At 59.5% G+C, this 12,210-nt stretch carries 7 protein-coding genes; all 7 read right to left on the reverse strand.

Going from position 1 to position 12,210, the window contains the following annotated elements:
• Positions 1 to 109: 109 nt before the first annotated feature.
• The 7 genes from H581_RS0125190 to H581_RS0125220 all read right to left on the reverse strand — a co-directional run bounded on the left by H581_RS0125190 (position 110) and on the right by H581_RS0125220 (position 12,186).
• On the reverse strand, positions 110 to 2,884 hold the full coding sequence (locus tag H581_RS0125190) for a transglutaminase-like domain-containing protein (protein WP_028612412.1): 2,775 nt from the start codon (positions 2,882 to 2,884) through the stop codon (positions 110 to 112).
• The gene (locus H581_RS0125195) at positions 2,871 to 4,382 is read right to left on the reverse strand and encodes a DUF58 domain-containing protein (protein WP_028612413.1); all 1,512 of its coding nucleotides are present in this window, start codon (positions 4,380 to 4,382) and stop codon (positions 2,871 to 2,873) included. Before H581_RS0125195 ends, H581_RS0125190 begins: the two co-directional genes overlap by 14 nt.
• Positions 4,379 to 5,410: an AAA family ATPase gene (locus tag H581_RS35345; protein ID WP_051251363.1), complete on the reverse strand. Its 1,032-nt coding sequence runs from the start codon at positions 5,408 to 5,410 to the stop codon at positions 4,379 to 4,381. The genes H581_RS0125195 and H581_RS35345 overlap by 4 nt, the downstream gene beginning before the upstream one ends.
• Positions 5,411 to 5,501: 91 nt before the next feature.
• A complete protein-coding gene (locus H581_RS36695; RefSeq protein WP_051251365.1) occupies positions 5,502 to 6,785 on the reverse strand; it encodes a polysaccharide deacetylase family protein in 1,284 nt (427 codons plus the stop codon).
• Positions 6,786 to 7,088: 303 nt separating this feature from the next.
• A complete protein-coding gene (locus tag H581_RS0125210) occupies positions 7,089 to 8,681 on the reverse strand; it encodes a response regulator (RefSeq protein WP_028612414.1) in 1,593 nt (530 codons plus the stop codon).
• The gene (locus tag H581_RS0125215; RefSeq protein ID WP_028612415.1) at positions 8,678 to 10,522 is read right to left on the reverse strand and encodes a cache domain-containing sensor histidine kinase; all 1,845 of its coding nucleotides are present in this window, start codon (positions 10,520 to 10,522) and stop codon (positions 8,678 to 8,680) included. Before H581_RS0125215 ends, H581_RS0125210 begins: the two co-directional genes overlap by 4 nt.
• Positions 10,523 to 10,641: 119 nt before the next feature.
• Positions 10,642 to 12,186, reverse strand: a complete 1,545-nt coding sequence (locus tag H581_RS0125220; protein ID WP_028612416.1) for an extracellular solute-binding protein — start codon at positions 12,184 to 12,186, stop codon at positions 10,642 to 10,644.
• Positions 12,187 to 12,210: the final 24 nt, after the last annotated feature.

Genomic DNA, 12,210 nt, shown 5'->3' on the forward strand with positions numbered 1-12,210 from the left:
CGAAGGGATTCTCTTGGTCTCCTCCGTAGAGCAGAATAAATATGAATAACGTTATCCAAGCAACTTGTGCATAAACGCGAACCACCGCGCATACCGGGCAAAGCCAGGGTTACTTAGGGGGCTTGAGCGCAAAGGCGCGTTTGTCCCGTTCCTTCGGCTTCGGCCCGGGAGCCGGCTTCAGTTGGCGAGCCGGCCGTTTGTCCAGCACGCGCAGGACGTTACGCAGCGCCGAAGGCGTCGGCGCTCCCGGCCACGGGCCCGGAGCGGCGAATTCCGCTTCCTCGAGCCAGCTTACGAGCCGGCGGAGCGCGTCCTGCTGCTCCGCCCCGAGCGCCGGTTCCGCGGCGCTCGCGAATTCACGCGCCGTCAGCGGCAGCGCGTGCCCGCCGAAGCGGCGGCGCAGCAGCGGCGCATGCGCTGCCGCGACCGCCGCGAAGCTGGCGCGCAGGCGCGCATCCGCGTCGCGCGCCGCGCGGGCCTGTCCGCGCCCGCCCGCTCCGGCGCGGCGCCTTCGTTCCGTCACGGCTTCGCGTGACGGATCAACAGCGGCTGCGCCGGCGAGCCCTGCGGCGACGCCGGCGTATGCCGCGCCATAGCGGCGCAGCGCCAGCGCGAGGCGCAGCCGCTGGCGCTGCGCCGCGGCAATGGCTGCGGCCGCGAGTGCCAGCGCGGCCGCGCCTGCGGCGGCGACAGCGGCGGGCGATGCCGCCGCTGCGCCCTTGGCGGCGCTCTGCGCCGCCTGCGCGAGGGCGTCTGCCCCTCGCGCCATAGCGGAGGCGGCCTGCATAGCCGCCGCCTCGAGCCAGCCGGCTTCGCCGCTCACTGCCGCGGCCGCTTCCCCGGCCGCGGGAACAGCTGCCTCGCCTGCCGGATCGGCGGACGCAACGCTGGCGGCGCCGCCGCCGAACCCCGGCGTCGGATCGAACGGCACCCAGCCTGCGCCCGGGAAGTAGACCTCAACCCATGCATGCGCGTTCGAGCCCCGCACCTCGTAATTGACCAGCTTCACGCCATCGCCGGCGCCTTCCGTCTCACCAATCGGCGTGCCGGTCGTAAAGCCCTTCACCCAGCGCGCCGGAATGCCTTGCGTACGGAGCAGCACGACCATCGCCGTCGAGAAATGGACGCAATACCCTTGACGCTGCTCGAACAGGAAGTAATCGACGAAGTCGCTTCCCTTCGGCGGCACCGCGCTGTCCTCCAGCGTATAGGCATAGCTCTCCCTCAAAAATCTCTCAATTCCCTTCACCTGATCATAACGGCTCGTTACCCCGCCTCCGCCAATTTCCGCCGCCAAAGCGGATACCCGCCCCGGAAGCGAATCCGGCAGCTGCAAGTAGGGCTCCAGCTCCGCCTGCAGCTCTGCAGACAGCTCGCCTGCAACAGGTACCGCCGCAGCCGTCCTTCCGCCAGTCCCTTGCTCCCCGCTCAAGCCCGTGTCATCCGACGATTCCCGTCCAGAGCTGCGGTCCGCCGAGGCGTCGTCACCCAAGTCCTGATCGGCCAGCTCGCCGTTATCCGAGGTGCTGCTTAAAGCGCGCAGCTGCTCCGCATCCGTTATAGCAAGCACGCTTTCTACCGTGTATTGCTCAACCTTCACCGTCTCCGATTGCGCGTACAAGGAGCTGGACGCCTCGTCCAACACATAGCTGTTCAGCTTCCGCCTTGGATCAGCCGCAATCAAATCGGTCACCCGGCCAAAGAGTCCCGAGCTGAACAAAGGCATTGCTGCCGTCGGCTCCTGCCATACGACCGTCTGACGGACAATTGGCCCCAGCAGAAGCTTGTCCGCTTCCGCGCCCGTCGCCATAGAGGCGGTTCCGCCCGCGCCGCGAATAGGATGCAGAACCGGACTGCTAAAGTCCCTGCTCCAGCCTCGCCCGTCGTACAGCCGCAGCGATTCCCCGCGCCAGTACGCTTTTACCGTGGAGGTGCCCGTAAACATCACCCGGTTATCCTTCTGCACCGGAGCGCCAAGCTCCGTATCGTCAAAGCCGTAGCCGGTAAAAGCGCCTCCCAGGCGCTGCAAGCCTGACTGCCCGGTGACCGCGACCGAGCCTTCTCCCTTGCCGAGAGAGCTGACGGCATTCTCCACCCGGTCGGTTAATGAGCTTGCCCAGCTTGCAGGCGGCATGGCCGCTTCGCGGCCGTTCGAGAGCAACAATCCGCAGCCGATTACCGTCAGAACGATGAATCCCGCTCCCGTCAGCCAGCGAAGATCCAAATGCCTCATTTTTCCGAACCCGCTTGTTACGATCCGCTGTACTCTAGGCACGCATACCACAGCGCCCAGGAGCAGCCCTTCCGCAACCGTTCGCATTAAAGCGCCCATCACTTCGAAGCCGAGCCATACATGCAGGGCAATGAGGTAAGCAAGCGTTAGGCCGGCAATACCGAGCGCGGTCTGCCGCATCCATAGCAGCGCCTGCAGCGCCGGAGCAAGCATGGCCCAACCGATAAATAACAGCATAGTCCGCAGCTCGCCCGACATGGCCCACAATCCGTGCTTCAGCATAAGCCCGATATGGTCCGCCAGTAGCCTCGGAAATCCAAGCAGCCACCCGAGGCTGCTTTGATCCGCTCCTTTGTACAGCCACATCAAGCTGAACAAGCACAATATAACGTTCATCGGCAGCGTAACGGCCATCGGCATTCGAAATAAACCGAGGACCATGACGCAGCCGATTACAAGCAGAAGAGGCGCGGGATGATAAATAACCGCCCACTCTGCCGCGCCCGTCCATGGCAGCAGCCATTCCGCCAGTAGCCCGAACAGCAGCGCGCTCGTCAGCAAGCGGTAAACAAGCGGCTCGTCAACGGCCTCGCCGCTCAACCGCCGCGAATTGCGCTTCTCATCCGTTCCGCCGGAATTAGGCATAGACATACGCATCGCCTCCTTCCTCGGCAAACGGAAGCTCGTACATGCCCTCCGGCACGTGCAGCCACGTGACCTTAACGCCGTCTCGTTCCAGCCATTTCTGCTGCTCGCGCATCGCAAAAGTCGGAACGGCTTGGCGCGTCACGATAAACAGCTCCAGCCTGCAGCCTTGGTCCGCCGCAAAGCCGGCAAGCTCGCCCCAGCTCCGACCGCCTCTCCAATCCGCCGTAAAAACGAGGACGCTGCCTCCTCGCGAGAAAGCGAATTCTTCTCCGGCAAGCATACCTGCCATCGAGGCTTGACCGTCCGCGCGCAGCAAAGCCATCGCATGCAGCAGCGCTGATCCGTCGGCCCCGCCGTCTCTGTTCTCCGGGGAAAAGCTCGTTCCCAGTAGACCTTGATTCGTCACCAGCGTGACCATTCCGCCGCAAGCGACCGCTTGCCGCACCGCCAGCGCAGCAAAGCCGAGGCACGCGTCGAATAGACGGTCGTCCCGGTCGTAACCGCTTGCTCCCGTATCGACCGCAATATACGTCTGAACAGGCCGCTCGAGCTCGAACAGCTTCGTCTGCAAGCCGCGCCCCTTAGCCGCGCTGCGCCAATCCAGATGGCGAAGCGAATCGCCCTCCCGATAAGGCCGGCTGTCCGGACCGATTCCGGCCGCGCGCACTGCGGCCCATATTTCTTCGCGGCCCATCTCGCCCCTTGAATCATATGGCGCCGCTGCCATCTTCAGCTTTGCCCTGCCGGCACCCATTCCGCCTGCTTGCTCGGCAGCATCGCCCGGCTCCTCGGGCGGCAGCCCCGGCAGCACGACAAACTCAGCCCTGGACTCGATTTTTTTATGAATCGCGGTCAACCCGAGCCAATCCCCGACCGTAACGGTCACATGCTCGTATGGATGCCGGCCGCGCCTTAATTTATGCAGCGTATAGCGGACGCTTAAGTCCCCTCGAAGCAGCGGCGTAAATACGGTGCGGAAGCTGATATTCTTGTTCGAAGGCGAACTGTCGTTAAGCGTTTCATCGTGCAAAGCAAACCATACGAACGGAATGAAATAGGAGCGCCGCAGCGTTAATTGCACCGTCTGCCTGCCCCCTTCACTAGTCTCTTGAAGCGGCAAAGTCCGCACAGCCGTGAGCCCTGAGGCCGCTAGAACAGGAGCTAATCCGCTGACAAGCATGACGAACCCCAGCACCGCCGCGAGGAACCATTCCACCGCGCCGCCGCGCAGCAGCACGGCAGACAAGCTGAGGACCCAGCCGGCCGTAATAACCGTCCAGGCCAGCCACCTTGTCTTGTAATCGCGGCCTGCCGGCTCTTTTTTCCATCCGGCAGCCCCTGCCCCTTGATCTGCGCCGAGTGCCGCGCTTTGCCCGTTCTTGCGCCCGGTTCCATCCGGCAGTTGAACATCATACCCGGCATCCGCACCTGTCTGGATTGCATTGCCGTCGGCAGCCGTATTTACGTTCTGAAGCTTATCCTCCGAAAAATGCGCATTCATCGGCGTTTCCCGCTTCCCATAGCGCCTCCCGCCGCAGCGGGAAGCGGGCATTCGCGAACCGTGCGCCGGATGACGGCCGCAGCATCGGCGCCGGAAGCCGCCGCGCCGTAACGCAGCGACAGGCGGTGCGGCAGCACGGCTTCAGCCGTCTCCAGCAGGTCGTCCGGCACGGCGTAGCCCCGGCCTTCCATATAGGCGTTCGCCTGCGAAGCGCGCAGCCAGTCCCGCAATGCCCGCGGACTTAAGCCGAGCGCAACCTCGGGCGAACGGCGCGTGGCATCCGCCACCTGCACCATATAATCCAGCAGCGCCGGATGCATATGGGTCTGCCTGGCTTCCGCCTGCATTTGCAGCCACTCCTCCGTCGCGATCACGGGGCGCAGCCGCTCCGGCTCGACCCGGCTGCCTCCGGCATATTGCTCGAGCATCCGTTTTTCTTCCCCAGGGCCGGGGTAACCGATCGTCAGCCGCATCATGAACCGGTCCAGCTGCGCTTCCGGCAGCGTATTCGTTCCTTCGAAGCTGAGCGGATTTTGCGTGGCGATCAGCATGAAAGGAACAGGGAGCCTTCGTGTTCTGCCTTCAACCGTCACTCTTCGCTCTTCCATTGCCTCGAGCAGCGCGGACTGCGTTCGCGGCGAGGTACGGTTAATTTCATCCGCCAGGACGACGTTGCCCATGATCGGTCCCGGCCGATAGACGAGCTCGCTCGTTTTCGCGTCAAGCACGACTCCCCCGACCACATCGGCGGGCAGCATGTCCGAGGTGAATTGAATGCGTTTAAAATCGCCGCCAACCGCTCTCGCGAACGCTTGCGCAAGCATCGTTTTGCCGACGCCCGGCACGTCCTCAAGCAGCACGTGCCCGCCTGCGAGCAGCGCGGTTAATGTATTTTTAATGACCTGATGCTTTCCTAGCAATACGCTCTCTACCTTCACTAGCAGCCGGTGAAGCAGCACCTGCGGCGCTTCCGGCCAGTGGCTGTAGCGTTCCTCTTTCGTTTCCTCGGAAAATTGGGGAGAAATCATATCCGTATCCGCCTCCTGAAAAATAAATCTATCTATTTTTCAGTGTCCCCAGCTTTCTCTCTCTTTAGACCTGCTAGAGCTGCCCCTTCAATTATTCCGCAAGCCAAATTTCACGCTGCTCGTCATTGTAGATAAAGCTCGTAATGCCGATTCCGAACTTTTGCAAGGTTGCGCGAACGGGAACCGCAATCCGCTCCTCCTGTATAGCGCCGGAATTGCCGGCCGGGCTGCACAACCAAATCACGTGCACGCCGTCTTTCAAGGCCTCGATTTCGCCATTTTCCAAATCCATCTCCGTACTGCCTCCGATCAAATCCATCAGCTTCAGCAGCGATACCTCGATCGAGCCCTTGGTCACGCCATATTCCTCGGGCTTCAGTTCCAAACGTTCCTCACCGCGATGCAAAATAAGCGCCGGTTCCGGCGACACCGCCGGCTCCTGCCGAACGCTGCGGCCAAGCGCCTCCGAGAACTGCGTTAATTTCTGCGCCTGCGCCTTCGTTACCTTGGCCCGCGTCCACTTCAGCTTACTTGCAAGTGTAAATTGAACAGGCTTCGTCTCCTCCGTCATAGGGGCGAACGAGTAGCCTTTACTTTTATAGTACGCAATAATTTCCGGCAAAGCCTTGACCGACTCCTCATGGGTCGCGCTGTCATGAAGCAGGACGATAAGCTTGTCCGCCAGCCTGGAATTTTTTATCGTATCCAATATTTCCGCGCTCGGGACGCCAAGCCGCTTCGAGTCGCCGCTGTCCACGTTCCAATCATGCACCTGATAGCCGGCCGCTTCCATCGCATCGAAATAACCCTGGTCAAAATTGCCGTACGTTCCTCCCGGTGCACGGAATAGCGTCGTCCTTACCCCTGTCGTCTTATAGATCAGCTCGTCCGTCTTCATGACCTGATCGGCGAACTCCGCAAAGCTGCCGTATAAGCGGTCGTATTTATGATTAAGGGAGTGATTCCCTATCGAATGGCCTTCTTCTATAATTCGTTTTGCCAGCTCCGGATGCTGATTGACATGCTCTCCCAGCACAAAGAACGTCGCCTTGACGCCCTCTTCCTTCAAAATCGAGAGCGCCCGCTCCGTATGTCTGCTCGGCCCGTCGTCAAAGGTCAGGTAGACGGTCTTCCCGTTCTGCGCCGCCCGCTTGTCCGCCTGCCGGGCTTGCTCACCCGACTCTTGGGCCGCAGGCTCGGCGAGCAGCGGCATCTCTTCATAATACGTCACCGTCGCAGGCTTCGCGGAGCCCTGCGCCTGCACGGCCACCGGTTCCTTCGCCGCTTCCCCTTTGTACGCCCCAAAGCCTCCCAGCTCGAACAAACCAAACCACACGACCATCACGCAAATAATCGCCTGCATTATCCGCCGCATCCAGCCTGCCACCCTTCTCCGCCTATGAGTAGAAACTTGTCTACTGATAGATTATATGAGCGGCGTTTCTAGTAAATGACTGAGACAGCTGATTCCCTGCTGAGGCTTGCCTCCTTTCGAAACGGACAACTGTATCTGACCATGTAAAAAAATACGACGACCAACCAATTGACGCAATTACTTTCGCCCCAATATCTTTGAGGTCGTACAGCCAAAAAAAAGCACCCTAGCCGTCAGGCTCAGAGTGCTCCCTTACTTTGAAAAATTATAAATAACCTGTCCGGCTTCCGCATCGCCCAACTGTTATTTCCATTCGCTCGGCGCCACTCCCCAGTAGCCGCGGAATACTTTCGCGAAATAGCTCACATCCCGATACCCGACGGCGGACGCGGCGTCGTATACCCTCGCGTCCTGCTGCAGCAGCTCCTTCGCCCGTTCCATTCTGCGCTTCAGCACATAATTCGAAAATGCTTCCCCCGTCTCCTTCTTGAAGAGCCGGCTCAAGTAGGACGGGTTTACATACAATCGTTCCGCCAGCGTATGCAAGCTGAGATCTTCGGCCAGCATCCGTTCGACCATCTCCAGCATGCTCTTGATAAGCCGGTTGGAGGAGCTTTTGCGTTCCTGCTCCTTGTAGGTGACGATGCGTGCGGCCGCCCGCTTGGCCCACTCCCAAATCTGCTCCTTGGTCACGAGCGAATCCAGCGAGAGGAAGAACGCGTAATCGGACTCCAGCACTTTCTGAATCGACCATCCGCGGGATTGAATGATTCGGATAAAGACGCTGCTTACATAAAGCAAGTGCTCGTATACCGGCTCCGACGAGTCGGCGATTGTGAACGCGTTCCCGAAGTACTCGTCGATCAACAGCTGGATTCGGGCCGACTCGTCCGTCTGCACAGCCATCTCGAGACGCCTCTCGAAATCGGGATCGAACGCAATTGAATGTTCGCCGCTCTTGACGTCCAAATAAGGGATCGCGATTTCGTTGCCGTAGATGGCCCGCTCTTGCAGCGCGCGACGAGCCTGCCGATACGACTTCGTGACGTCCGCGGCGCCGCACACCGTGCCGAGCCCGGCGCTCGCCGTCAGCTTCAGGCATTGTTTGACGACGCCCAGCAGCCGGGACACCAGCACGTTGATCCGCTTCGTTAATTCGGCGTCCGGTACGTCCGGCCGCTCCATAAACAATAGTACGGTCGAACCGTTCACATCGTTAAATACTCGGCATGCCTCCCCTTGAAGGAACTCCTTGGCTATGCATTCGAGCGAGAACTGGAGAAGCGGGGCATCCGACGCCAGGAAGCGAGATGCCTCCGCCGGCAGCGGATCCATCTCGCATACCGCGACCGCGAAGCGGCCGTACTCCTTCAGCCCGAGCTTCAACTCCTCGGCATGCATATGCCTTTCCCATTCGGCGTACCGCTCCATAACCCAGCCCCGCAGGAAGTCTTCCTGCAGCTGCGGAAGACGCCGATGCCACATCCGCTGAAGCTCGGACACGTTATGCCGCTCCGTCAGCTCGCGGCGAACTTCCTCCGCCGCAGCCAATACGGCGCTTAATATTTCGTCGTCTCCCGCCGGCTTCAGCAAATATTTCGTCACGCCCAATTCGACGGCCCGCTGCGCGAAAGCGAAGTCGTCATGGCCGCTCAGGATGATGATTCTGGTTTGCGGCTCCTGCCGCAGCACCGTCTCCGCGAGCGTCAAGCCGTTCATCTCCGGCATCTCGATGTCCAACAGCAGCAGATCGGGCTTGCGCCGCTTCATTACGGCCAGTGCCTCCACCCCGTTCGCAGCAAGACCAACGACCTCGATGTCGTGGCGCTCCCAAGGAATGTTATAAGCAAGACTGTTCAAGATGCGAATTTCATCCTCGACGATCATGAGGTTCATGCCGGTTCCTCATCCCCTTCCCGCTCATTCGAGCACAGTTCGACCGGAAGGTCGATCGTGGCGGTCGTTCCTTCCTCCGCCGCGCTTTCGATCCGAAACTCGGCCGTCGCTCCGTAATAAATCTTAATTCTCGCCTTCACGTTGCGCAGGCCGAAATACGCACCTTGCCGCTCCGTGTCGGAGGAAGAATCGTAATGCTCCGCCAGCCCGAGCGCATGCCGAATCCGTTCCATCCGTTCTGCGTCGATCCCCTTGCCGTTGTCCGACACTTGCAGCACGAGGCGATCCCCCCGCACCTCCGCCGCGACGGTCAACCGTCCGCCGCCCGCCTTCTTCTCCAACCCGTGCAAAATCGCGTTCTCCACCAACGGCTGCAATAGCAGCTTCAGCACATGAAGATTTCGGCTCTCCCCGGTCGATCGAAACTCGACGTCGAACTGATCGACAAACCGAAGCTGCTGCACGCGAATGTAATATTGCAGATGCTCGAACGTCTCCTCGATCGTAAAGCTCTCCCGTCCCTTGCGAAGACTAAGCCGGAAAAACCGCGACAGGTTCAACACCATATCGCTGATCTCGTCCGCATCGTAATTTTTCGCCGCCCAATAGATCGAATCCAATGTATTGTATAGAAAATGAGGATTTATTTGGGATTGCAAAAATTTAAGCTCGGTTTTCGTCAGCCGCAGCTGTTGTTCGTATATGTCTCGGATCAGGTGGCGCTGCTGCTCGACGGTCTGATTGAAGGCATCGGTCAAGTAGCCGAGCTCGTCCTGCCGCTTGTTTTCGAGCCTCACGTTCAAGTTACCCCGCCTTAGCTGCCGCATCCCCGCCGCGAGCGAAGAAATCGGGGAAGCAATGCCGCTGTAGATCATCCAAGATATCCAAACGGCCAGCAAGCAGCTGATGAAAATAATCCAGTACGAAAAGGTTAACAGCGGCTTCGACTTCTTGTAGATTTCACGTTCCGGCTGCACCAGGAGCAGCGACCACCCGCTGTCCGGAGACTCGACCTTCAGCGTCATGTTTTTCTCGGCGGAGTCCGGCGCCTCGCGAACGGAGACGCGCTGCGCCGGGATGTCAACGGCGTCGATACGCTGTTGCTCCCCGCTCGCGTTCGTGACGATCAGGCGGCCCGTATCGTCGAACAAGTACACGAGCGACGCTTCGCTCGGGGCAAAGCCGCCGAGATAACCGAGCAGCTTCGACTTCGGGACGGACAGCATCAGCACATTGTTGCTCCGCTCTCTGCTATATAAATCCATCAATCGCATCAACACGATTTGGTCCGTATTATAGATCGGGTCCGTCCACCCGACCAAAGACTCCTCCCGCCGGTCCGGCAAATAGATGACATTCGCGCCGTTCGCCTGCACGACCTCCGAGTACCAAGGCTCGGCGTCGGCCTGCCGCCGGTGAAGCGCACCGACCTTGCTCGAAATTATCGTCTTGGATGCGCCGTGGAAAATCGTGACCTCGGTCAGGAACGGATTGACGGAGCGAATATTCGTAATCTGCGTTATCACATGCATGAAATCGATAATCGCCTCCGGAGACAGCACGCTTTCGTCATGCTTCAGCCGCGACGTCAGATTGGAATCGGTCGAAATCATCGTGGACAGGCTCTTCAAGCTGGACACCGTCAAATCGACGTATTCCAGCGCCGAGTTCATGGCGCTCAACGTCCGCTCGCCGAGCTCCTGCTCGAGGATGCGCTGCGATCGTTCGTTGGCATACAAGCTGAAGAAAATGAGTGGCAGCAAGATCATGATAAAATAAAACGTCAGTCTCGCCTGAATCGACTCGTTGAATCGCCTCCGCCACATCCCGAACCAGTTCATGTCCATCCCTCCATGCTCGCCGCAGGTTCGTATTCGATTATACCACTTAGGCCGCTTTCAACGTACACAGGGAATGACGCCCCAAGGGGCGCCATTCCCGGCCTGATTTTATATCTTACTTAGCGATTCGCCGCGTACCACTCGTTCACTTCTTTCGTAATCTCGTCGCCGCCCTTCGCCTTCCATTCCTCGACGAAGCTGTCGAATGCGTCGATCGGCAGCTGTCCTACGATAATTTTGGTGAACGTCTCGATTTCCCTTTTTACCAGGTCGGCTTTATGCTTCCCCATTCCCGGCGTCGGCACGCCGTAATAAGCGTCGCGAATCGCCACCTCTGCGATTTTGTCCAGGTTGGCGTTCAGATTGAACTGCGTGCCGAGCGAATCGAGACGGTCCCGCTCGTCCTCGGAGGCGTGGGGCTTAATCACCTCGCCAAGCGTCTGACGATAAATATGCTCGTTATGTTTGTCGAAGTCCGTGACGACCTTGCCGTCCGCCATTTTCCACACTTCGTTCTCGAAACCGAGCAGCAGCGTACGGTATCCGTCGCCGATCATAAAGTTCAGCATGCGGATGACGGCCTCGGGCTGCTCGCTCGTCACCGGGACGACGTTGAACCCGGCGGTATATCCGTGCCCGTGCGTCCCTTGCTTCCCTTCCGGACCGGTCGGATAGTCGAGAGCGATCCACTCCGCGTTCGGATCGTTATTCTGGCTGGTCAAGATCGGACCGCGCGTATCGTACCACATCGCCGAATACAGCCCGACTTTGCCGCTCGCTATTTTCTCGTCCAAGTTTGCGGCCTTGTTGAGCGGCCATTCGGGATCCAGGATGTTATCCTTCTGCAATCCCGCCAGGAAGGCAAGGGTTTCTTTCATCTCGGGCAAGATGCTGGCATTGACGAGCTGGCCGTCCCGCTCCGTCCACATTTGTCTCTGGATGCCGAACGCGCCGGCGATCGGCGCTATTCTCGCCAGGTTTTCCGCCAGAATGAACCCGGACGTATCGTCCTGACCGTTGCCGTCCGGATCGTCGAACGCGAACGCGCGCATCACCTCACGGTACTCCTCCAGCGTCTTGGGCGGCTTGAGGCCGAGACGATCGAGCCAATCTTTGCGCGCATACATCACTTCATTGCCCGGCACGACGTTCATCGACGGAATGGCGTAGATATTGCCGTCGATCGTCACAGACTTCCAGGCGTCCTCCGGGATGTTCTTCTTCAATTCCGGTCCGTATTGATCGATCAAATCGTTCAGCGGCAGCAGCGCCTTCTGCTTGACGTAGCTTTCGAACCAGCTGGCATCCAGCGACTGGATCATATCGGGCAAATTGCCCGAAGCCATAATGACGTTCAGCGCGTCCTGGTATCCGTCCGCCGGAGGCAGCTTCACCGTAATGTCCAGATTCGTATTCTCCCGGATGTACTGGATGTAGGGGTTGTTGTTTTCATCCGCCCCGTCCGGATATTTGCGGCCGCCGTTGAACAAGACGACCTCGATCGACGCCTTCTCCTCCGTCTCCGGCTTCGCGGCAGGCCCGCCGGATTCTTTCGGCTTATCCGACGGCGCCGGCGTACCGGAAGGCGTATTTGACGAGCAGGCTGCGATGACGAGCATGGCGGCGACCAACAGGATGGACGTGGACGTTTTCCAAATTTTCAATTAGATCTGACCCCTTTCGATTGT

The sequence above is a fragment of the Paenibacillus harenae DSM 16969 genome (assembly GCF_000422465.1).
GTDB lineage: Bacteria > Bacillota > Bacilli > Paenibacillales > Paenibacillaceae > Pristimantibacillus > Pristimantibacillus harenae.

Coding starts and splice junctions, on each gene's coding strand:
- H581_RS0125190 (WP_028612412.1), bottom strand. CDS start 2,884: ATGTCTATGCCTAATTCCGGCGGAACGGATGAGAAGCGCAATTCGCGG.
- H581_RS0125195 (WP_028612413.1), bottom strand. CDS start 4,382: ATGAATGCGCATTTTTCGGAGGATAAGCTTCAGAACGTAAATACGGCT.
- H581_RS35345 (WP_051251363.1), bottom strand. CDS start 5,410: ATGATTTCTCCCCAATTTTCCGAGGAAACGAAAGAGGAACGCTACAGC.
- H581_RS36695 (WP_051251365.1), bottom strand. CDS start 6,785: ATGCGGCGGATAATGCAGGCGATTATTTGCGTGATGGTCGTGTGGTTT.
- H581_RS0125210 (WP_028612414.1), bottom strand. CDS start 8,681: ATGAACCTCATGATCGTCGAGGATGAAATTCGCATCTTGAACAGTCTT.
- H581_RS0125215 (WP_028612415.1), bottom strand. CDS start 10,522: ATGAACTGGTTCGGGATGTGGCGGAGGCGATTCAACGAGTCGATTCAG.